The organism is Microcoleus sp. BROC3 (assembly GCF_036702515.1).
Classification (GTDB): domain Bacteria; phylum Cyanobacteriota; class Cyanobacteriia; order Cyanobacteriales; family Microcoleaceae; genus Microcoleus.
On record NZ_JAUBTQ010000006.1, the window covers coordinates 129,845 to 151,251 of the forward strand.

Here is a 21,407-nt window from a genome sequence, read left to right on the forward strand (position 1 = left end):
CCGTCAATCGCACCGGTGATGACCTGCATGATTGTAGATTTTCAATTAGCAAATTTATGTTTGTGACGATCCGTCTGATTAATTGCCACCCAAGTCCCTCAACCCGACGGCAGAGAGGAAAAAACCAAATTTCTGCTTGTCTTATTTAGCTTTCCAGCTCGCTCGGCACGCTTCAGGATTGTCGGAACTACCTGCTTTGTATTGAAACACAAAAACCATGTTTCCATTGGTTGGAAAACATGGTTTGCTGAAGGATTATTTAAAATTGCGATTTGAAGCAGCTTTGAGTCTCAGCCCAGCTTTTAGACGGAAGCAGCCACAAACACCAAACCAGCGACCAACATGGCTGCTGCAATTCCCATGATGATATAGTTCCGTTGCTGGTTCTTGTTGGGAGGTACGGCTTCATACACCTTCGGCTCTTTAGCAAAGTTGTTCAGGCGTCCATCGTCATCTTTGATGTAAGGCATCAGTCACAATCCTTAATATTTTTGATGTTTACAACTGTACCAAAAAAGCGCCCAGGAAAATTCAGGAATTTATTTTGAGGTGACAGTACCTGTTTCGGGAGAAGAAGCGATCGCGTAATCTTTGACCGGCATTCTTCCTGCTAAGTAGGCGATCCGCCCCGCTTCTGCTGCCATTCCCATTGCTTTTGCCATGGCCGGGGAATTTTGGGCATTGGCGATCGCCGAATTAATCAACAGTGCATCGGCTCCCATTTCCATTGCTCGGGCAGCTTCACTCGGCGTTCCGATCCCCGCATCGACTACCACAGGAACATTTACCGTGTCAATAATTATTTGAATGTTGGCAGCATTGTTGATCCCTTGTCCCGAACCGATGGGCGAACCTAAAGGCATGACAGTCGCACAACCGACTTCTTCTAGGCGTTTTGCCAGCAGGGGATCGGCATTGATGTAGGGCAAAACGGCAAAACCTTCTTTAACTAATTGTTCTGCTGCTTCCAAAGTGCCGATCGGATCTGGCAGCAAATATTTAGCATCGGGAATCACTTCTAATTTGACAAAATTATTGTCTTCTTGCCCTAAAAGTTTCGCCATTTCGCGGCCCAAACGAGCTACTCTAATTGCCTCATCCGCAGTTTGACAACCGGCAGTATTTGGCAGCATCCAAATTTTAGTCCAATCAAGAGCCTCTGCCAATCCTTCATGACCGGGAGCATTTGTTTGCACTCGCCGCACAGCTACAGTCACAATTTCGCACCTGCTAGCGTTGACACTTTGCTGCATTTCTGCGATGCTTCGATATTTTCCCGTCCCCGTCATCAAGCGAGAATGAAAAGTTTTGCCGGCAATAACCAGAGGTCGATCGGAGATAGTTAAGGGTGGCGCTATGTGTCCGTGTTTTGGGTCTCCAAAAATAGCATATTCTAGCCCATTTTCCCATTCTTCTCTGCCTCCGAGCATATTTTCTAGCAGCCAACCTTCTTTATTGGTTAGTTCGTCCCGAGTTACTGCGTAGAGGATCTCTCCAACAATAATCAATCTTGCATCCCGCGGCATATTATTTTTTATACCGCTATTTACGATTTCTTCAAATTCTTGAAAAACGCTGCCCATTTTCCCATTCCTCTCTAGTAATTTTTAGAACAGATTGGTTGTTGAAAACCAAAATGATAGTTTGCATGAGATGCTTGACATCCCAATATATGGCTTGCCTGATGCCTTCGTCTATCTCTCGAATGTCGTAATTTTCTATATTTACGTGAAAAATGACTGCATTTGCACTTTGATTTTTGGCTTTTCCAAACCCTTCTTGTACTCTATTTTTTAGATTACTCGACTCTTTTGTTAATTCCTTAAATTCGCAAATTTGACCGTCAATCTCAGCATCTGGAGTTTTAGTTCCAGACGGTGCTTGCTCGCTCAAAAGTCTAACTCTCTTTCCCATTTTAGCCAAAACTTCAGCGACAAAAGTTTCCGAATTATTAAGATTGTGTTGTTGGTGAATTAGCACAAATCCGCCAGCTACCTCGTCAAAATAATGCTGCCGATATTCTGGTTCTGCATTTTCATAGATGGCTCTGCTTGTCTCGATATATTCTGAATTCACCGTTACTATATTCTCAATGGACTCGGATCGCGTAGAGTTAAATGTATGAAAGCAACTGTCGAGCAACTGGCTGAAATTGGGATATTTGCCAGCTTAAACCGAACTGAATTAGAGCGATTGCAAGAACATACAGCAATTCGGACGTACCGACAGGGAGAAGTTGTGATGTATGAGGGCGATCGCATCCCCGAAAAATTATACACTCTTTTGAGCGGTTCTCTGCGGGTGGCAAAAACAGCGCTGGCGGGCAAAGAAACAATTCTCCGCACTTTATTTCAGGGAGATATTTTTGCTGCACCTGCTTTGCTAGGCAACGGCATTGCCCCGGCAACGGTGACGGCAGAAACTGATGTGCAAGTTCTTACCACAGAACGGGAAGTTTTGCTAGCAGCAATTCGGGAAAATCCCGAGATTGCTTTGCGAATATTGGCGGTTTTCAACCAGCGGTTGCAGCAACTGCACGAGACTGTGCACGGTTTGGTGTCGGAAAGGGCGATCGTGCGGCTGGCCCGATTTATTCATTACTTTGCCGTCGAGCAAGGTACGAAGATGGCGGATAATAGCGTATGTTTAGAAAAACGTTTTCCCTACTATCAAATTGCTCGCAGTATTGGCATCACCTACGAAGAATGCGTGCGGCTGTTTAAGAAACTGAAGCCGTTTGTATCCTACAGTCGAGGCGGTAAAATTATTGTATTGGATTGGGAAAAATTGGAGGATATCGCCTCGGGAGATGAAATATAGCAATCCTAAATCATTTGTGAATTTCTTACTCCCTCCCCGCAGGTTCGGGGAGGGTTGGGGCGGGGGAAAAAAAATACTGCTCCTGCAAGGATTGCTATAGACTAAATGTTAATATCCCAATTCTTGTAGTGCGGGTTTCACCAACAATATTTTACTGCTACTCACGATATTAAACCGCCCCGACAATCTGTGAATCTGGGCGGGTTTATAAGATTATTGATTTTAGGCAACTATGGTTGATTAAACCCGCCACCCAAGCAATATTGCGGAAATTAATTAGCCTCGGAAAGTGTCAAAATAAACGCCAATTTTTCTTCAGCTTTCAAAGCGTGAAGAGCTTTAGCGGGCATGAAGACAAATACGCCCGGTTCCAAAACAATATCCTTACCTTCCAAAGTCAAAAGACCCTTTCCTTCGATGACATTAACTGTGGCATTCCGCGCCGAACTGTGTTCGGAAATTTCGGTGCCAGCAGCCAGACAAAATAGGCTGGACTGGCAATTATTGTCCTTTACTAAAATTTTGCTCAGCACTCCGGCGGCGGGATATTCAATTGCGTCTCGGAGTTGGATTGCTGAAGATTGTAGCGGTAAAAGAGTAGTAGTCATATTTTTTGACAATTAATTAATTTGGTCACAAGTCTCGAATTTATCAGTGGCTTCACTTTCTTCCATCAAAAATCGAAAATCGATTGAGTCGGTTAAGATTGTTTTTTGGCAGAGATAACGATGTAGCCTAGATCCTGTTGGTAATGCTGGAAAACTCGACGCATTGCTAAGATACGATCGCGAATTTGCGATCGGCTTAAAATATTCCACAAAATCCGCACAGTACCCACAAACCCTTCATCTTCAACCATTCGCCGCAAGTTGAGGAGTCCCATCACCCCGGTTTGACACTTTTCAACTTGCAAACCCGCGTTTTGGCAAACAGCAATCCAGCCCGACTCAGACAAAGGCGTGGAATTAGCCCGAGTCACTTCGGATAAAGCTTTGTGAATTTCTGATTCTCGGTTTCTAGCTAAAAGTTCGTGAGAGATAAACTTGCCCCCGGGCTTTAGCCGATCGCAAATTCCCGATACAATTTTAGCTTTCCCCGACGGCGACTGCATTGTCAGGATAGCTTCAGCCAACACCCAATCAAACTGTTGAGAAATCCGATCCAAGTGAAAAATATCTCCTTCCACAATTTCCACTCGATCGCTCAAACCGGCTGCTGCAACATTAGCACGAGCGCGCGCCACACTGTCGGGATTTTTCTCAACTCCCACTACTTTTACGCCAAAACGTTTAGCAAGGGCGATCGAACTATATCCAAAACTAGCCGCCAACTCCAAAACAGTCTCCCCTGGCTGAAAATCCGCCCATCCAAATAACTGTTCCGTAGCAAATTTCCCCCCCGGCCTCAGCATTTTCTTGCCAGCCGCCGCGAGCACTTCATGTCCCGGTGCAGTCTTAAAATTGAGAGCAGTATCGGTCATTAAATTGACCTCCTATTTAATCTTACTCTCAGCTTGCCAAATTATCCTAAATCTTTCTATGATCTAGCTCATATTCAACTTATTGTAAGGTGCGTCAACCTCATGTATTTTTACAGTTACCCCAAAGATTTAAAGAGGCTGACGCATCCTACAAAATCGAGAATCATATATCGTAGGGTACGTCAGTTCGATCGCCGCCAACCGCACCAACCCCGTATCAATAACCGGACGTTGGTCTAAAATCTTGTTATTTGCGGGCTACATGGGCGATCGACAAACTCCGTATCACCTCGCCCGCGTTTTTGGCAAACCGCCTCTGATTTGCCAATTTTGACCTGCTGGAGACGAGAATTTGAGGAACGATCGCAATTGCGTGCGTTTTTTGTGCTCGGAGATAGCTCGGGTTTGCTACAATCTAATCGCACACGCGACTAGAAATCGATTATGACCGAACTATTAGATGAGACGCTTTCTATTGAAATGGCTGCTCGCATCAAAAGCAACCGTAAAAACTGCTTTGACAACGCCTGTAAAGCAGCGTTAGCCACAGAGGGCGCAATCTACGTCCAAGGATTTTTAGCTGTGCCCGGAGCCCCGTATAAACCCATCGAGTATAGCTGGATTGAACTCGACGAGCGAATTGTTGACCCAACCTTTCCCCATCTCGGTTTAATCGCTCAAGATATTCATTACTTCCCTGTACAGCGCTTCAGCGTCAAGAAACTCAAAGCAATCCTAGAAGAATCAAAAGAAGATTATCCAGAAGACGACCCCCTGCCAGTTTATGGAAATCAACCTTATGAATATTACGGCGATTTGATGTTAGGCGGTAGCGATTACCAAAATGCTTACGATTTGGCTGTCGCTAAATGCAGGGAATTGAACCAACCCAAAAAACAGGAATCGAACTAATCAGGACTAAGGCAAAAAAATGGTTTGACGCGCTACTTACAGCGGTAAGGTGCGCAGTGCGCACCCTACATAGCGAGATTCAAGTAAGTTCTGAAGATCCAAACCTCGAATAATCAAAAGCAGCCAATAACGGATCGGATTTCTGATTGCAAATTAAATCAGCCAACAATTTAGCCGTCACCGGAGCCAACAAAATGCCATTGCGGTAATGCCCCGCAGCCAATGTCAAATTCTCCCAAACACTAGCACCCAAAATAGGTAACTCATCAGGAGTAGCCGGCCGAAATCCCCACCAAAACTCCAGAATCGGGTAATTCTGTAATTCTGGATATAACTTAATAGCTCCTGCTAGCAAACTTTGCATTCCCGCCGCAGTATTTCCGGGAGTAAATCCGACATTTTCGCTAGTAGCGCCTATAATAATTCTGCCATCTTGACGCGGCACAAGATAAATGCCAATCCCGAATAAAACTGTTTGCAGCGGCTGAATAGCTCCACAATCTTCTGGGACGCATACTGACAGCATTTGCCCCTTTCTTGGAAACACAGGAATATTCAATAACTGCTCAGACCAAGCACCGGCAGCCAAAACATAACGGTCAGCTTGTAATTTTCCTGCCGTTGTTTCCACTCCAAAAACTCGATTTCCCTGCCGAATAATTTCTCCTGCATTACCTTGAATAATCTCAATTTGTAATTCTTTAGTTGCGGCCTGAAGCGTCCGAAATAAAGCGCGGTTGTCAACTTGAGCGTCGTCAGGATACCACCACCCGCCAATTACTTCTTGACCCAATCCCAACTGCTGCTGGTGAACAGCATCTCCGTCCAACCATTGATAATTAAGGTTTGATAAAAGTGGCTTTTCTTGAGGCTCATTTTGACACACTGGCGCGAGAATTCCCGATCGCCAATATCCTGTTTTCAATCCGGTAATATCTTCTAGCTGTTCAATCCAGGCGGGATAGAGTGCGCGGCTTTGCAAGCACAAATCGAGCATCGGACTGGGGGGAATTCGTTCGGCTTGCGGGGCTAGCATTCCGGCGGCCGCCCGGGCAGTAGGTTGTTTAGAATCGACGGTGAGAACGGCGACAGAAGCCCCTCGCAATTTGAGTTCAACTGCTAGCGAAAGGCCGATTATTCCGCCGCCAATAATCAGAATATCTTGAGATGAATTCATTGACTTTTATATGGACTTTCTGACTTTTTTGACCTCGGGGCTTTCTTGATGGTAAGGTGCTGGTTGGGGCACCTTACAGTTAGAATTCTTGCGCAAGTCTTACATATTATCTTGCACGGCGATCGTCCTATCAGCCTTCGTTAACAAAAAATCTATCCTTGGGGTTTCCAGACAGTTTCAGATCCCTGGCCCCAGAAACCGTCATATTTTGTCACCTTAATATCGCCTAAAACCTTGGTTTGGCAGGACAAACGGCGGTTGGATGCGGGAGAATGGGGAGGAACCGAAAGTCGGGCTTTTTCGCGCCACTGGGACTCGGAAACTTCGCCCTCGACGCTGACGGCGCAGGTGCCGCAAGTGCCGAGGCCGTGGCAGTTGATGACTTTGGCGTTGCCGTTGTAGACATCGATGCCGTTTTTGAGCAAAACTTCACGGAGATTCGCTCCGCGATCGCACTCAAATGTTTTTCCTTGCGCTTGTACCTTGACCACAGTAATTTACCCCTGTTAGATTTATGTTAATTTTCATATATATTATCGCATTAATTTCAAATAAATCCATCTAATATAGTAAGTGATATATTACCAAGTTCTCGATCGCAATTTCCCATGACAAATCGGCTCTGGATCTACGATACCACGCTGCGAGACGGTGCTCAGTGCGAGGGACTCTGCTTATCTCTCGAAGATAAACTGCGAATTGCTCGGCAATTAGACAATTTAGGAATTCCCTTTATTGAAGGAGGCTGGCCGGGGGCGAATCCTAAAGACGTACAATTTTTTTGGCGGCTCAAAGAACAGCCGCTAACTCAAGCCGAAGTAGTCGCTTTTTGTTCGACAAGGCGGCCGGGAACAACGGCAGCTAATGATGAAATGTTGCAGGCTATTTTGTCCGCAGGTACTCGCTGGGTAACGCTGTTTGGCAAGTCGTGGGATTTGCACGTTATTGAAGGTTTGAAGACGACGCTAGAAGAAAATCTGGCGATGATTCGAGATACAATTGAATATTTGCGGAGTCAGGGAAGGCGCGTTATTTACGATGCCGAACACTGGTTTGACGGCTACAAGCACAATCGAGATTATGCTATTAAAACTTTAGAAGTGGCGGCGGATGCCGGTGCAGAATGGCTGGTGCTTTGCGATACTAACGGCGGTACTTTGCCGCATGAAATTAGTCAAGTTGTTCGCGATGTTTTAGAGGTTTTAGAAACAAATCGTGAACTACCGATCCAGTTGGGAATTCACACTCACAACGATTCTGGAGTTGCGGTTGCTAATGCTTTGGCTGCGGTGCAGGAAGGAGTGAAGATGGTACAAGGAACTATTAACGGTTACGGCGAACGCTGCGGCAATGCTAATTTATGTTCGTTGATTCCTAATTTTCAGCTCAAGTTGGGTTATGATTGCATTGAAGACGAGCAATTAGTTAGATTAACTCAAGTAAGTCGGTCGGTCAGCGAAATTGTCAATCTTGCTCCCGATGACCGTGCTCCTTTTGTCGGTCTTTCCGCTTTTGCTCACAAGGGCGGAATTCACGTATCGGCGGTTGAGAAAAATCCGCTGACTTACGAGCACTTGGAACCAGAAAAAATTGGCAACTGTCGCCGCATTGTGATTTCCGATCAAGCTGGTTTGAGCAATGTTTTGGCGAAGGCTCGGACTTTTGGCATTGAACTCGATCGCAAAAATCCTGCTTGCCGCCAAATTCTAGAAAAATTGAAAGATTTGGAAAGTCAGGGCTATCAATTTGAGGGTGCTGAGGCGTCTTTTGAATTGTTAATGCGGGAAGCCTTGGAACAACGGCCGCCGTGGTTTGAAATTAAGGGATTTCAAGTCCACTGCGATAAGGTTGGCGAAGATTGTATGGCTTTGGCAACGGTGAAATTGTCAGTAAACGGTACAAATATTTTGGAAGCTGCGGAAGGAAACGGCCCGGTTTCGGCTTTGGATGCGGCTTTGCGGAAAGCTTTGGTGAATTTTTATCCGGCGATCGCGCATTTTTACCTGACAGATTACAAGGTGCGGATTCTCGACGGCGGTGCGGGAACTTCTGCTAAAACTCGCGTCTTGGTTGAGTTTAGTAACGGTCAAGACCGCTGGACGACGGTTGGGGTTTCTGGTAATATTTTGGATGCTTCTTGTCAGGCAGTTGTTGAAGGTTTGGAGTACGGTTTGGTACTAGAAAATCAAGAGGCGATCGCCCTAGTTTGCAAGGTACATTAACAATGATAAAATAGCAAACAAAAACCGGGCGGGCCGGATTCCCACCCCACAAGAAGAAAAATCACTCTTTGTGGAACAGGCATCTTGCCTGTTCTGGATAATAGCTTAAAATGTGAGATGAAATAGAGGCGATCGTTCTGGAAAATATGCGGGAGTTAGTTTATGGCGAATAACTTACCAATTCCCGAAGATTATCATGATTTTCTGCGGGAACTTAAGGGACGTATTTTGCAAGCTCAAGTGCGGGCTGTGATTTCGGTCAACCGCGAATTAGTGTTGCTTTACTGGTAAATTGGACGGGATATTTTAAACCGACAACAGCAGCGAGGATGGGGAGCAAAAATTATAGACAATTTAGCTGCTGACTTGCAAAAAGCTTTTCCTGAGATGAAGGGTTTTTCACCTCGCAATCTCAAGTATATGAGAAGTTTTGCGGAAACTTACCCGGATGAACAATTTGTGCAAGAGGTGCTTGCACAAATTCCTTGGTATCACAATATCGCCTTAATGGAAAAGCTGAAATCGTCAGAGGAACGCCTGTGGTATGCACGCCAAACTATCGAGCAAGGATGGAGTCGAAATGTATTAGTTCATCAGATAGAAAGCGGGCTGTATCGGCGACAAGGGAAAGCTGATACGAACTTCTCTCGCACTCTCCCCAACCCGCAATCTGAATTAGCTCAACAGTTGTTGAAAGACCCTTATAATTTTGATTTTATCAGTTTAGGGAAGGAAGCACAAGAGAGAGAATTAGAGAAGGCTTTAATCGATCGCATTCGCGATTTTTTGCTGGAGTTGGGGGGTGGGGTTTGCTTTTGTGGGCAGTCAGTATCATCTGGAGGTTGAAGGGGAAGATTTTTATATTGATTTATTGTTTTATCATTTACGTTTGCGGTGTTTTGTGGTAATTGATTTGAAGGTATAAGCGTTTAAGCCGGAGTTTTCTGGAAAGATGAGTTTTTACGTTTTGGCGGTGGATGATTTGCTGAAACACCGGGATGATATGCCGACTATTGGAATGATTTTATGTAAAAATAAAAAGCAGAAGATTGTCGAATATGCTTTGCGGGATATGAATAAACCGATCGGCGTTTCGACTTATCAATTGCGGGAGGCTTTGCCGGAGCAGTTACAGGGAAGTTTGCCAAGTGTTGAGCAGTTGGAAGCTGAGTTAGAAGCAGTAGAATTGGAAATTGAGGAGGAACGATGAAAGGCGAGCTTGCTGCCAGATTTTTGATTTTACTGATGATAGATTATTGATGGCGACGCACTTTACGACGATCGTGCTGTGGAATCTAAATACACAGCCCGAACCGCTATAATGCGAGTACCTCAGAAACAGAAGTATCATTCGCTAGAGAGCTAATCCATGACCGCAGCGATCGTGGACTCCTGGTAGTGCCACGATCGTTTCAGGGCTAACCTGGAAAACCTATGAAACCTTGCTGCAAGACTTGGGAGATAATCGCCCAACTCGCATTGCCTATGGCCAGGGAGTATTGGAGATCGGGATGCCAGGAGAACCTCACGAAATCGTCAATCGGCTGCTGGCAAAAATCATTATAATGCTGGCAATGGAGTTGGAGATGGAGGCGAATGATTTTGGTTCGACTACGCTGAATCGTGAAAGCATCTGAAAATTAAAGTGTGTCATCATAATACTACCCTACTTTTATAGATATGCAATCCACAAATGAGTATCCAGACTTTAGTTCTCAAGGATATCAGGTTGACCGAGTTCTAGGGGAAAATCGCTCTGGAGGTCGAGTTACTTACAAAGCAATTCAAATAAAAGATCAAAAAGCTGTTGCGATCAAGCAATTTCAATTTGCAACCAGCACAACCTCTTGGGCTGGGTATAATGCTTATCAAGCAGAACTTAAGATATTAAAATCGCTTAATCATCCTAACATCCCCCTATATCTTAATTCATTTGAAACTGCGAACGGGTTTTGCTTAATTCAGGAATACAAAAGAGCTGTTCCTTTGTCTCATGCTCAACATTTTGAGCCACAGGAAATTAAGCAAATTGCTGTTGAAATATTGAATGTTCTTGTCTATTTACAGCAGCACTCTCCCTCTATTGTACATAGAGATATTAAGCCAGAAAATATTCTGGTTAATCGTTCACAACAGATCGCAGCTTATCTGATAGACTTTGGCTTTGCCCGCACAAGTGACGATACAACAGTTAGCAGTGTTGTTAAAGGCACAATGGGATTTATGCCACCAGAACAACTATTCAATCGTGAACTGACAGAATCATCCGATCTCTATAGTTTAGGAATGACACTAATTTGTTTGTTGACAAAAACAAAATCAACGGAGATTGGGAATTTACTCGATGAGCATAGTCATATTCAATTTAAAAAGAAGCTACCGAGATTGAATTATCCGTTTGTTAACTGGCTAGAGAAAATGGTATCTACCAGCATTAAAACCCGCTATCCTAATGCCGCTATTGCGTTGAAGGAACTTCAGCCAATTGACATGGGTCGTGAAAACGGTATCCTTGGAAAAGCGTTAAATTTCACAAATTCCACACCAACAAAGGTTATATTTGGCAGCCTAGTCATTTTTGGAATCATGGCATCGCTTGGAACACTGATTGTGCCTCAACAAGCTCCTATGACTAGATACACAGGGAAAAACCTTGGCTCTTTGTCTGCATCAGAACCCAGAGTTTCGCTACCACAAGCTAATGACTCACCCCCATCCTCGACTAGAGACTCTTCTGATGTGAACGAAATATTTTCCATGGTGAACAACACCCTGTGGCGAGTGGGGGCAGAACCTGGATTTTACCATCCAGTTCCCTGGAGATTTTCCGCCGACGGAACTGTGAGTGCAAGTAATTTGTGGCGGGGTGTTTGGAAAAAAAGCAATGTTAGGGCACGATCAATTGACGTTCGCATATTGATGCACGAAAATGGTGATACAGATAGTTTCTCTGTAATGTTTAGCCCTGACGGGCAAAGTTTTACCGCCTTTAAGGAAGGGAAAGAATATCGCTTTGCTGAAAAGATAATGCCCTAGGAAGGCAGAGTTTCATCCCATGACTCAAGCAATCTGTGTGCGTAATCCTCGCACGGGTGAGGTGGATGACTGGATTACACAATGGTATATGTCAGATTGATTTAGGACAACAGAATACTCAAATCCCCGACTTCTTGAAGAAGTCGGGGATTTAATAAGTTCTCACTTGTTTAAGCTGTTGTGCATTTAAATAGGGTGTGAGGATTTGGTGAAAGGGAACAGGGAACGGGAAACGGGGAACAGACAATATGTAATTTAAATGCACTACAGCTTAAGGATGCAAAAACTCTAAATGGTCTCCGGGAATAGATCGCAATTTTGCCGCCGATCCTTGCAGTTTCAACCTGCCGCGTTCTAACATGATAATCCAGTCGGCGCGATCGATCACTCGCGGCCTGTGACTGATAAAAATCGTCGTTTTCCCGTGCCGGTACATCAACAAATTTTCTAAAACTTCCGCTTCGCTTGCGGGGTCAAGCCCTGCGGTAGATTCGTCTAAAATCAATACGGGTGGGTTGTTGAGAATGGCGCGGGCGATCGCCAATCTCTGTCTTTGTCCGCCAGAAATATTCGCTCCAAACTCCCCTAAAACTGTTTGATATTTATCAGGCAATTGGCTGATAAATTCATCCGCACCCGCAATTTTACACGCTTTCACAATCTGTTCAAAGCTGATATCTGGACTGCCCAAACGAAAATTTTCGAGAATCGAACGGCTCCAAAAATGTGCTTCTTGAGGAACCAAAACCACCTGCTGTCTCAGACTGTCGAGAGACAAATCCTGCAAGTTGTAACCGCCAATTCTAATATTACCCGATTGCAGCGGATACAGACCAGCAATTACTTTAGCAAGCGTACTTTTTCCGCAGCCGGAATAGCCGATCAAAGCAATTGCTTGACCGCCGGGAAACGTGACGGAAAAATTTTCCAGCAAGTCAAGTCTGCCGGGGTAGTGAAAACTAACACCCTTGCAAACAATACCGTCGCGGTCTTGAACCGTTACAAAAGGTTTATTACTATCGTTTTTAGTTTCCGGTTCAGCGTCGATAACTTCCGAAAGCCGTTGAGTTGCTGTCTGGACGCGAGTCATTTCATCCGAAAATCCGACTAAGGAAGTCACCCAAGTAGTAACGTTTTGATTCATGCTAATAAACGCTAGCAACTGACCGATACTCAATACCTTGTCAATTACCAAACCGCTGCCCAACCACAGCAGAGTGATGCTGCCCGCCGAGGCAATAAAACCGGAAAATATATTGTTGAGAATGCCAATTTGCGTAGTGCGGAAAGTGAGATTTGCTAAGCGGCCGAAGCGGCTTTGAAATTCTTCCCAAAGTTCCTGGGCACTGCTAGTAGTTTTGACAGTCAGCGCGCCTTTAAAAGTTTCTACTAAAACGCCTTGAGTTTCTGCTTCCAGCACAAATAAACTGCGCGTTTTGTGCTGCAAAACGGGCAGAAACACCACTGTAGAGGCAGTCATTAACACAGCAATCACTGTAGCTGCCAGCGTCAATTCCTTGCTGTAAAATAACATAAAAATAAAAGAAACTACAGCTATAAAAAATTGACTGGGCAAGCTGATAGCGACTTGAGAAACTAATTTATTGATTTCTTGGATATCTTGTAATCTACTGACGATTTCGCCGCTGCGTCTGGTTTCGTAAAAACTCAAAGGCAATCGCAGGAATTTGCGCGCAAATTCCATCACTAATCCCAACTCTAAACGCTGGGAAAACTGAGCAATTAAGTTAGACTGTACCAATCCTAAACTGCTGCTAAAAAGGTTCATAACTATAACTGCGATCGCCACACTCGCCAGGAGTTGTCTGTCGCCCCGCACCAGGATGTCGTCGGTGAGCAGTTGAACTAGAAAAGGCGAAGAAATCGACAGCAAACCCAACACTGCATTCAGCAAAAATGCTTCCACTAAAATCTGGCGGTAAATCCCAATCCGGCGCATCCATTTTTGGAAGGAATTGGCGGGGGGTTGACCCTCTGCTGCGGCAAAAAACCGTTGCGGATCGGGTTCTACTAGCAAGCACAGCCAATCTGTCCAAGCTGCTGCTAATTCTGCTTTAGAAACATAGCGCATACCGACAGCCGGATCGCCGATCGCATATTTGTTGCCCTGCTTCCCATACAAAACTGCCCAGTGATAGCCGTTCCAGTGAATAATCATCGGTAGAGGGGCATCATCGAGCTTGTCTAAAATTGCAGCGGCTGCTCGCACCGATCGAGCATTCAAGCCGATCGCCTCAGCCCCTTGTTTCAAGCCCAGTAAAGTCGTCCCTTGCTGGCCCGTACCGACCAATTCTCGCAAGCGGCTAATTGTAAAATTCTGTCCGTAAAATTTAGCTATCGAAGCCAGACAAGCCGCGCCACAATCTTCTTCGCTCTGCTGGAGCACAACCTGATATTTCAGAGAATTATTTGTTTTTCCGTAGAATGGTATTCCGGGGAAAAATGGGATGTTTTTTAGCATTTTTTCAAATGAGTAGAGCCTAAAGAACAATACCCACCGCCGCCTGGCAAATCAGTAAAAAGCACCCATAAAATTATGGGTGCTCGCTTTTTTCACAGTTCTCTAACTGAATTAACGGAACTTAAACAAAAAATGAGTTCGAGATCGGAGAAGGGCTAGGGCGTGTTTTCTTGCCTAGCTGTCTCCTAAAAATAGGCGCTTGCAGGTAGGTTTGTTTCTGCCAAAATCCCCGGATTCAACAGCACAAAGTCTTCAAACCGATTGCAGCCAGAGGACAGACTTCTGTAGATTAATTTTTTGGATTCAAACTCCATCTTGTTTGCAATGACCGACATTAACGGGATTTAATCCTCGTGCTTCTAGGGCGATTTTTGTCTTTGATGTACTGCTTCAAAACTTCAATTGGTGCGTCTCCAACAGAAACGGTAAAGTAACTAGGACTCCACAAAGATTCTTGGTCTGGTTTCTGGTATCCAGCTTGTCCGTAACGGCGACTAGATACGCCTTTGAGTGCGTTTACTATTTGTGAAACAGACAGCTTGGGCGGGTATTCAATCAGTGCGTGAACTTGATCGCCTTCGCCATTGAACTCTAATATCTGAAAATTCATCTGTCGAGCTACTTCTCGGAAAGATTTTTCAACCAAATCCAGCCCATCGTCCGTGAATACGGACTTTCGATATTTTGTTACGCAGACCAAGTGAATTTTTAGGTCTGTAACGCTATGCCTTTCCCTTCTATACATAGTCTTTATTTATGCAGACCAACCTATAATCCCAAATACATACCAACTAAGCTTAACAGGATGAAGGCACGATAGCAGTACAAAATTTCTCCAAATAATAAGAAATGTGTAGAATCACTTGCCTAAACTCTGCTCAGTATGTTTTTATTATTTTCAAGTTTTTAGTATAGCGCTACACAACCAGCAGCTAGCCAACTTAGACGAGCGATCCCCGGTCATCCTCAGCTCGCTCATCTGGCAAGCATAGGATTGTGCTGCACTACAACTAATCCCTAGGGTTCAAAAAACTGTCCAGCTCGTCTTTTTTCAAAGACTAAAATTCAAGCAGCCTGCTTTTCATACCTCATATGGAATGTGAAAACGCAGCTATCAATAGGTGTAAAAAAACAGGTGTAAAAAAACAACTCTATGCTGATTAGTGTTGGGAATAAATACGTTTAAATGCTAGATACATTAAGTACGCTCTCCCAGGGAGATAGTAATATTTGTATTGCCGTTTTGGATGGTCCTGTTGACCAAAATCATCCTTGCTTTCAAGGCGCAGACCTAAGGTATCTGCCCACTTTGGTTAAAGGTGATGCCCAGATCGGTGGCAATATGTCCACCCACGGAACCCACGTTGCCAGCATTATCTTTGGGCAACCGGGCAGTCCGGTGGAGGGAATAGCTCCCAAATGTAAGGGGATAATTGTGCCAGTCTTCGCCGACGATCGCCTCAAAACTTCCCAGCTAGATTTGGCTAGAGGGATCGAGCAAGCAGTCAATGCCGGCGCCCACGTTATCAACCTCAGTGGGGGTCAACTGACCGACTATGGCGAGGCCGATGGCTGGTTGCGGAATGCCGTTCGTCTGTGCCGAGAGAACAACGTCTTGCTCGTCGCTGCGGCTGGCAACAATAGTTGCGATTGCTTGCACGTACCCGCTGCCTTGCCCTCTGTGCTAGCGGTAGGGGCGATGGATGCTAATGGCAAACCCCTGGACTTTAGCAACTGGGGCGAAGCCTACAAAGACCAAGGCATCCTTGCTCCTGGCAAGGACATCCTAGGAGCTAAACCCGGTGGTGGCACCGACCGCCTGAGCGGTACGAGCTTCGCCACTCCGATTGTCTCAGGTGTAGCAGCCGTGCTGCTGAGTCTTCAGCGGGACCAGGGAGAAACCCCCGACCCCCAAAAAATTCGTCAAGTGTTGTTGCAGAGTGCCTTACCCTGCGACCCTGACTTGCCCGAAGAAACCCGTCGGTGTCTGGCGGGCAGACTGAACATCTCTGGAGCCATAACGTTATTAAAAAAAGGAGGAAATATGGCTGAGAATTTCGCATCGGTGGGTGCATCAGAAGTAGAAGCCGCAGGCTGCGGTTGTGATGGGGGCTTAACCAAGGCCAGTGAAGCGATGGCTAATCAAGGGCAACCGGCTCCTAGCTTGGTTGCTGCTGCCGCCAAGCCAGGAGCGGCTGAGGCTGTCCCTAGCAACACCCCCAACTTGCAAAACTTGATGCAATCGTTTCCTACACCTGTAACCCAACAACCAATGATGCCCCACATAACTGCTAACTCCGTCACCGCCAGCCAAGCCCCCAGCGAACTTCCGGATCTCGGCCAGATTGTTTATGCCCTAGGAACCCTCGGCTATGACTTCGGAACCGAAGCCCGCCGGGACTCGTTCAAGCAACTGATGCCGCCGTTTGACATAGGGGGAGGGGTGATGGTGCCAGCGAACCCCTACGACGCCCGCCAGATGGTGGATTACCTGGACGCCAATATTTCTGAGGCGCGATCGCTCATTTGGACGCTTAACATTGAACTGACTCCCGTCTATGCGATCGACCCCACGGGTCCCTTCGGAGCCGAGTCCTACCGCGCTCTCCACGAACTGCTATCCGGTCAAATCCAACCCGAAAACGATGCCGAATACGTTGAGCGCGTCAGCATCCCCGGCATCTTGACCGGGCGCAAAGTCAAGCTCTTCTCCGGTCAAGTTATCCCGGTGGTTGAACCCCAAAGCACCCGCGGCATCTACGGTTGGAAAGTCAACAGCTTGGTGAGAGAGGCGATGGCAGCGGTTCAAGCTGAAGACGGCACTGCTGACGAAGACCGCATCCGCAACACCCTAGATGGCTTCCTCAACCGCATCTACTACGACCTCCGCAACTTAGGAACCACTTCCCAAGACCGCGCCCTGAACTTCTCCGTCACCAACGCCTTCCAAGCGGCCCGAACCTTCAGCGAAGCGGTTGCCGTCGGCATGGAACTCGACAGCATTACTGTTGAGAAAAGCCCCTTCTGTCGCATGGATAGCGACTGCTGGGATGTGAAGCTGAAGTTCTTCGACCCTGAAAACAACCGCCGTGCTAAGAAGATTTTCCGCTTCACCATTGATGTCAGCGATCTGATTCCGGTCACATTGGGCGAAGTTCGTTCTTGGTCTTCACCGTATTAAAGGGCAATACAATTGGGGTGAGAGTGCCACAACAAAATGGACTCTCGCCAAGACATCTAGATTTGTTCACCCTATCGATACGGAGAATCCTCAACCATGCGACTTCCTATATTGTCTCCCCCCGTCAAACGGCCTCATTTCATCCAGCCTGCGCTGTGCGTGGATGTGGAAGATGGTCTTACCGAGGATTTGGTGCATATTCGGATGGATCTGCTCCATGGCGCTAACTATAACGATCCTTCAGCCTATGCCAACCGCAGTTTCAGCCAAGTAATGCACTCTAGTGCCAGCCAGAGTACAGCCAGCCAGGGCTGGGGCGGCTTTGGGGGCATGGGACGATTTTATTAACGAGCCACTGATAAGCCCCTAATCACGATGCCTCAGCAAACTGAAACCCTATGGCAAATTGGTCAAGCTGGTAAAGGAGGTCAAGAGTTTTCGCAGGTAGGCGGCTGGCAAGAGGAATTTACCTACGTTGTTGGGTCAGATCGAGACCCGATTAACCAGCCCCAGATGCCATCGTTGCTCGTGGTTCCCGGTCGCAAGACCAAACCGCAGAGCAAAGGAAAGCAGCTTTTTTCCACCGACAAACTGAATATCCAGTTCACCCTTGCCCAAAGCTACAGCACAGGCGAACTTACGCTCTTTTACAACTTTTTTGGCTCTCAAGTTGACACCCTCTGGGTTGATGGTGAGCCAGTGACCGAACTCGTCGGGATCGGGTCAGGCAAGCCAACCAAAACCCAGATTCCCTTGCCAGCCCTCAGCGCTGGCCAACATACCCTGACCCTGACCACTGCTGGTGGGTTGGGAGATGGTGCACACCGGATCGACTACCTCAAGCTAGAGGGGGTGGTGGCTCCCCAGCAACCGCAAACCCTCCAAACACCTGAAACACCCAAGGAAACTAAGGAAACTAAGGAAACTATGGCTAATGAGAAAAAGGAAACGGCTAAGGAGAAAACAGAAGTAACACCCTCGGAAGTCTCCTCGACCCCTGAAGAGAAAAAGTCTTACGTGCCTACTTCCCAGACCGGGCTGCAAGATTATGCCTACTGGTGCGACTACGCCAAGAAGCAAGCCAAGAAGTCACAGAGACACCCTAAACCCTTCCGCCGGGGCCGCATCTGGACCTAATCCCTAGCCTGTCTTGTTATCGTCCACTTAATGACTGACTGTTCGCTCTATGCAATCAACCACACTGCTCCAAATTAAGCCGCACTTTCATGTCGAGGCGATCGAGCCAAACCAAGTCTACCTCCTTGCTGAACAGAGCAACTACGCCCTCAGCGGGCAACTCTACTGTCAAATCGTGCCTCTGCTGAATGGGCAACACACCCGGGAGCAGATTGTCGAAAAATTTGATGGGGCAGTCCCAGCGGAACACATTGACTATGTGCTCGATCGCCTCGCAGAGAAAGGCTACCTCACCGAGGTTGCCCCGGAACTATCCTCGGAAGTGGCGGCATTTTGGAGCGAGTTAGGGATTGCACCCCCCGTGGCGGCCCAGGGGCTACAGCAGCCGGTCACGCTGACAACGGTGGGCGATAACATCAGTGAAGTAACCCTTGCTGCCCTCGCAACTGCCCTGCGGGACATGGGCATTCCGGTGCAAAACCCCACAGACGCGGGTTCGGAGGCGGCGCTCAACATCGTTTTGACCGATGACTATTTGCAGCCCGAACTAGCGACCATCAACAAGCAGGCTCTAGAGAACCAACAAACTTGGCTGCTCGTCAAGCCTGTGGGCAGTGTCCTCTGGTTGGGACCGGTGTTTGTGCCTGGAAAAACGGGGTGTTGGAGCTGTCTGGCTCATCGGCTGCGGGGCAACCGCGAAGTTGAGTCGTCGGTCTTGGTGCAAAAACAAGCCCAGCAAGAGCGCAATGGTCAGAACGGGCGTGTATTAGGCTGCTTGCCCACGGCACGGGCGACGCTGCCTTCGACCCTGCAAACGGGGCTACAGTTCGCCGCCACCGAGATCGCCAAGTGGATTGTCAAGCAACACGTCAATGCCACTGCGCCGGGAACGGCACGCTTCCCCACCCTGGACGGCAAGGTGATCACCTTCAACCAGACAATTCTGGACTTGAAAAGCCATATCTTGATGAAGCGGCCGCAATGTCCGACCTGTGGGGACTCGGGAATTTTGCAGCGGCAAGGGTTTGAACCGCTAAAGCTAGAATCGCGCCGCAAGCACTTCACCCACGATGGTGGCCACCGTTCCACCACCCCAGAGCAGACCTTGCAGAAATACCAGCACTTGCTCAGCCCCGTAACGGGAGTGGTAACGGAACTGGTGCGGGTCTCTGACCCAACTAATCCCTTGGTACACACCTACCGGGCGGTGCATAGCTTCGGCAGCGCCGTTACGCTGCGGGGGCTACGCAATACCCTAAACTACAAGAGTTCTGGTAAAGGCAAGACCGATAGCCAATCCCGGGCGAGTGGTTTCTGTGAGGCAGTGGAACGCTATTCGGGCATCTTTCAGGGAGACGAACCCCGCAAACGGGCAACCCTGGCGGAGCTAGGAGACTTGGCGATTCATCCGGAGCAGTGTTTGTACTTTAGCGATGAGCAGTATGCCAACCGGGAGAGCTTGAACGCTCAGGGTACAGAGGCAGCCTATCGCTGGATTCCCCATCGGTTTGATCCAAGTCAAGCAATTGACTGGACTCCGGTGTGGTCGTTGACCGCGCAGACGCAGAAATATGTACCCACTGCCTTTTGCTACTACCGATATCCTATGCCGGAAGATTATCGCTTCTGTAAGGCGGATTCCAACGGTAACGCAGCGGGCAACACCCTGGAAGAGGCAATATTGCAAGGGTTCATGGAACTGGTGGAGCGCGACTGTGTAGCTTTGTGGTGGTACAACCGCCTCAGCCGTCCGGGGGTGGATCTCAGTAGCTTTGATGAGCCGTATTTTGTTCAGTTGCAGCAGTTCTACCGGGAACTGAACCGGGAACTATGGGTGCTGGATTTGACTGCTGACTTGGGGATTCCGGCGTTTGCGGGCGTATCGTATCGCACGGTGGGAAGTTCAGAGCGGATAGCTATAGGTTTTGGGGCACACCTCGACCCGAAGATTGCCATTCTTCGCACCCTCACTGAGGTGAACCAACTTGGGCTGGAGATCGACAAAATTCCCGACGATAGGCTCAAGGGTGAGTCGAAAGACTGGTGGCTAGGAGTGACTCGAGCCAGTCATCCCTGTTTAGTCCCAGATGTATCGCAGCCGCTGAAGACCGCCAATGATTACCCCAAGCGTTGGAGTGATGACATCTATACAGATGTGAAGACCTGTGTGGGGATTGCCCAAGCCGTAGGGCTAGAAACCTTGGTGCTAGACCAGACGCGACCGGACATCGGCTTGAATGTGGTCAAAGTGATTATACCGGGAATGCGAACCTTTTGGTCGCGGTTGGGTCCAGGGCGGCTCTATGATGTGCCGGTGAAGTTGGGATGGCGAAGCGCGCCCCTGGCTGAGGCAGAGATGAACCCCATGACGATACCCTTTTAAGTCTTTTTAAAGTTTGCGGGCGACAGGCTTCGCTACATACCAGATGTCGCCCTACTAGGCTTCTTCCCAAGGAAGAAGAGGATTGACCCACCTCAACGGGTCAACAAACCAAACAACAAAATGAGGAAATTACTCATGGATAAGAAGAACATTCTGCCCCAACAAGGCAAACCAGTGATGCGGAGCACCACTGGTAAACTCCCCAGCTACTTGGCTGAACTCTCTGAGGAAGCTCTCGGTGGTAATGGTGCGGAAGCATCTTACAGTCTGTCCATGTGCTCCTGCGATGGTGCGGAAGCATCTTACACAGGTTGCCTGTCCTCCTTCGATGGTGCGGAAGCATCTTACACAGGTTGCCTGTCCTCCTTCGACGAATAAGGAGATAGAGCCTAGCTCACTTTAGTGGTACGACAGTTAAATTCCAGTTACCATCGCAGTGATTTCCTAGGCTGTGTGTTGTTGACGAGGTTGAAGATGTCGAGTTGCGTTCAAAACTTTACTTGATCCTGAGTTTTGTACACTACCTTCATCTACCTCGTCTTCATCTTACACTTCCCAGAAAACCACCGCTACAAAG

Annotated in this window: 21 protein-coding genes and 1 pseudogene; 13 read left to right on the forward strand and 9 right to left on the reverse strand. The window is 47.4% G+C overall.

What is annotated here, in order from left to right; all coding sequences use genetic code 11:
* Nucleotides 1–302: 302 nt before the first annotated feature.
* From psb34 to QUB30_RS05775, 3 genes are all read right to left on the reverse strand, one after another.
* On the reverse strand, nucleotides 303–470 hold the full coding sequence (gene psb34, locus QUB30_RS05765) for a photosystem II assembly protein Psb34 (RefSeq protein WP_015177107.1): 168 nt from the start codon (nucleotides 468–470) through the stop codon (nucleotides 303–305).
* A 69-nt stretch (nucleotides 471–539) separates the two neighbouring features.
* Entirely contained in the window at nucleotides 540–1,583 is a 1,044-nt protein-coding gene (locus QUB30_RS05770; protein ID WP_333330399.1) for a thiazole synthase, read from the reverse strand.
* Nucleotides 1,558–2,076 (reverse strand): CdiA C-terminal domain-containing protein, encoded by a 519-nt coding sequence (locus tag QUB30_RS05775; RefSeq protein ID WP_333330401.1) that lies wholly within the window; start codon nucleotides 2,074–2,076, stop codon nucleotides 1,558–1,560. The genes QUB30_RS05770 and QUB30_RS05775 overlap by 26 nt, the downstream gene beginning before the upstream one ends.
* A 45-nt stretch (nucleotides 2,077–2,121) precedes the next feature.
* Here QUB30_RS05775 and QUB30_RS05780 point away from each other — a divergent pair, with 45 nt between their 5' ends.
* Nucleotides 2,122–2,820, forward strand: coding sequence for a Crp/Fnr family transcriptional regulator (locus QUB30_RS05780; RefSeq protein ID WP_333330404.1), 699 nt, complete (start codon nucleotides 2,122–2,124; stop codon nucleotides 2,818–2,820).
* A gap of 272 nt (nucleotides 2,821–3,092) precedes the next feature.
* Here QUB30_RS05780 and QUB30_RS05785 read toward each other — a convergent pair whose 3' ends face one another.
* Both QUB30_RS05785 and QUB30_RS05790 read right to left on the reverse strand, forming a co-directional pair.
* The gene (locus tag QUB30_RS05785; protein WP_333330407.1) at nucleotides 3,093–3,428 is read right to left on the reverse strand and encodes a cupin domain-containing protein; all 336 of its coding nucleotides are present in this window, start codon (nucleotides 3,426–3,428) and stop codon (nucleotides 3,093–3,095) included.
* Nucleotides 3,429–3,520: 92 nt separating this feature from the next.
* A complete protein-coding gene (locus QUB30_RS05790) occupies nucleotides 3,521–4,300 on the reverse strand; it encodes a methyltransferase domain-containing protein (RefSeq protein WP_333330412.1) in 780 nt (259 codons plus the stop codon).
* A 444-nt stretch (nucleotides 4,301–4,744) separates the two neighbouring features.
* Here QUB30_RS05790 and QUB30_RS05795 point away from each other — a divergent pair, with 444 nt between their 5' ends.
* Nucleotides 4,745–5,212, forward strand: a complete 468-nt coding sequence (locus tag QUB30_RS05795) for a hypothetical protein (RefSeq protein ID WP_333330415.1) — start codon at nucleotides 4,745–4,747, stop codon at nucleotides 5,210–5,212.
* 79 nt (nucleotides 5,213–5,291) lie between these two features.
* Here the strand turns inward: QUB30_RS05795 and thiO are convergent, their stop codons facing one another.
* Together thiO and QUB30_RS05805 are read right to left on the reverse strand one after the other, a co-directional pair.
* On the reverse strand, nucleotides 5,292–6,389 hold the full coding sequence (gene thiO / locus QUB30_RS05800) for a glycine oxidase ThiO (RefSeq protein WP_333330418.1): 1,098 nt from the start codon (nucleotides 6,387–6,389) through the stop codon (nucleotides 5,292–5,294).
* Nucleotides 6,390–6,541: 152 nt separating this feature from the next.
* A complete protein-coding gene (locus QUB30_RS05805; RefSeq protein ID WP_333330421.1) occupies nucleotides 6,542–6,880 on the reverse strand; it encodes a 2Fe-2S iron-sulfur cluster-binding protein in 339 nt (112 codons plus the stop codon).
* A gap of 117 nt (nucleotides 6,881–6,997) precedes the next feature.
* On the opposite strand from QUB30_RS05805, the gene cimA reads away from it, so the two are divergent.
* The 6 genes and pseudogenes from cimA to QUB30_RS05835 all read left to right on the forward strand — a co-directional run bounded on the left by cimA (nucleotide 6,998) and on the right by QUB30_RS05835 (nucleotide 11,647).
* Nucleotides 6,998–8,611, forward strand: a complete 1,614-nt coding sequence (gene cimA / locus QUB30_RS05810) for a citramalate synthase (protein ID WP_333330424.1) — start codon at nucleotides 6,998–7,000, stop codon at nucleotides 8,609–8,611.
* Nucleotides 8,612–8,773: 162 nt separating this feature from the next.
* Nucleotides 8,774–8,902 carry a hypothetical protein gene (locus QUB30_RS05815; protein WP_333330427.1) on the forward strand — a complete coding sequence of 43 codons (129 nt, stop codon included), beginning with the start codon at nucleotides 8,774–8,776 and terminating at the stop codon, nucleotides 8,900–8,902.
* Nucleotides 8,903–8,956: 54 nt separating this feature from the next.
* On the forward strand, nucleotides 8,957–9,457 hold the full coding sequence (locus QUB30_RS05820) for a PDDEXK nuclease domain-containing protein (RefSeq protein ID WP_333330534.1): 501 nt from the start codon (nucleotides 8,957–8,959) through the stop codon (nucleotides 9,455–9,457).
* Nucleotides 9,429–9,821 (forward strand): annotated as a pseudogene (locus QUB30_RS05825) (PDDEXK nuclease domain-containing protein). The gene QUB30_RS05820 and the pseudogene QUB30_RS05825 overlap by 29 nt, the downstream one beginning before the upstream one ends.
* Nucleotides 9,822–10,122: 301 nt before the next feature.
* Nucleotides 10,123–10,248 carry a hypothetical protein gene (locus QUB30_RS05830; RefSeq protein WP_333284270.1) on the forward strand — a complete coding sequence of 42 codons (126 nt, stop codon included), beginning with the start codon at nucleotides 10,123–10,125 and terminating at the stop codon, nucleotides 10,246–10,248.
* 43 nt (nucleotides 10,249–10,291) lie between these two features.
* Nucleotides 10,292–11,647: a serine/threonine-protein kinase gene (locus tag QUB30_RS05835; RefSeq protein ID WP_333330430.1), complete on the forward strand. Its 1,356-nt coding sequence runs from the start codon at nucleotides 10,292–10,294 to the stop codon at nucleotides 11,645–11,647.
* A gap of 271 nt (nucleotides 11,648–11,918) precedes the next feature.
* Here QUB30_RS05835 and QUB30_RS05840 read toward each other — a convergent pair whose 3' ends face one another.
* Complete coding sequence (locus tag QUB30_RS05840) at nucleotides 11,919–14,129, reverse strand: peptidase domain-containing ABC transporter (protein WP_333330433.1); 2,211 nt, start codon at nucleotides 14,127–14,129, stop codon at nucleotides 11,919–11,921.
* Between the two features lie 334 nt (nucleotides 14,130–14,463).
* Nucleotides 14,464–14,874 (reverse strand): IS200/IS605 family transposase, encoded by a 411-nt coding sequence (tnpA, locus tag QUB30_RS05845; protein WP_445300467.1) that lies wholly within the window; start codon nucleotides 14,872–14,874, stop codon nucleotides 14,464–14,466.
* Nucleotides 14,875–15,315: 441 nt separating this feature from the next.
* Here tnpA and QUB30_RS05850 point away from each other — a divergent pair, with 441 nt between their 5' ends.
* From QUB30_RS05850 to QUB30_RS05870, 5 genes are all read left to right on the forward strand, one after another.
* The gene (locus QUB30_RS05850) at nucleotides 15,316–17,310 is read left to right on the forward strand and encodes a PatA/PatG family cyanobactin maturation protease (protein ID WP_333330437.1); all 1,995 of its coding nucleotides are present in this window, start codon (nucleotides 15,316–15,318) and stop codon (nucleotides 17,308–17,310) included.
* A gap of 96 nt (nucleotides 17,311–17,406) precedes the next feature.
* Complete coding sequence (locus QUB30_RS05855; RefSeq protein ID WP_332957236.1) at nucleotides 17,407–17,658, forward strand: cyanobactin biosynthesis system PatB/AcyB/McaB family protein; 252 nt, start codon at nucleotides 17,407–17,409, stop codon at nucleotides 17,656–17,658.
* 27 nt (nucleotides 17,659–17,685) lie between these two features.
* A complete protein-coding gene (locus tag QUB30_RS05860; RefSeq protein WP_333330441.1) occupies nucleotides 17,686–18,447 on the forward strand; it encodes a cyanobactin biosynthesis PatC/TenC/TruC family protein in 762 nt (253 codons plus the stop codon).
* A 49-nt stretch (nucleotides 18,448–18,496) separates the two neighbouring features.
* Entirely contained in the window at nucleotides 18,497–20,830 is a 2,334-nt protein-coding gene (locus tag QUB30_RS05865) for a TOMM precursor leader peptide-binding protein (RefSeq protein ID WP_333330444.1), read from the forward strand.
* Nucleotides 20,831–20,965: 135 nt separating this feature from the next.
* Nucleotides 20,966–21,208 carry a microcyclamide/patellamide family RiPP gene (locus tag QUB30_RS05870; protein WP_333330447.1) on the forward strand — a complete coding sequence of 81 codons (243 nt, stop codon included), beginning with the start codon at nucleotides 20,966–20,968 and terminating at the stop codon, nucleotides 21,206–21,208.
* The last annotated feature ends 199 nt before the right edge of the window (nucleotides 21,209–21,407 follow it).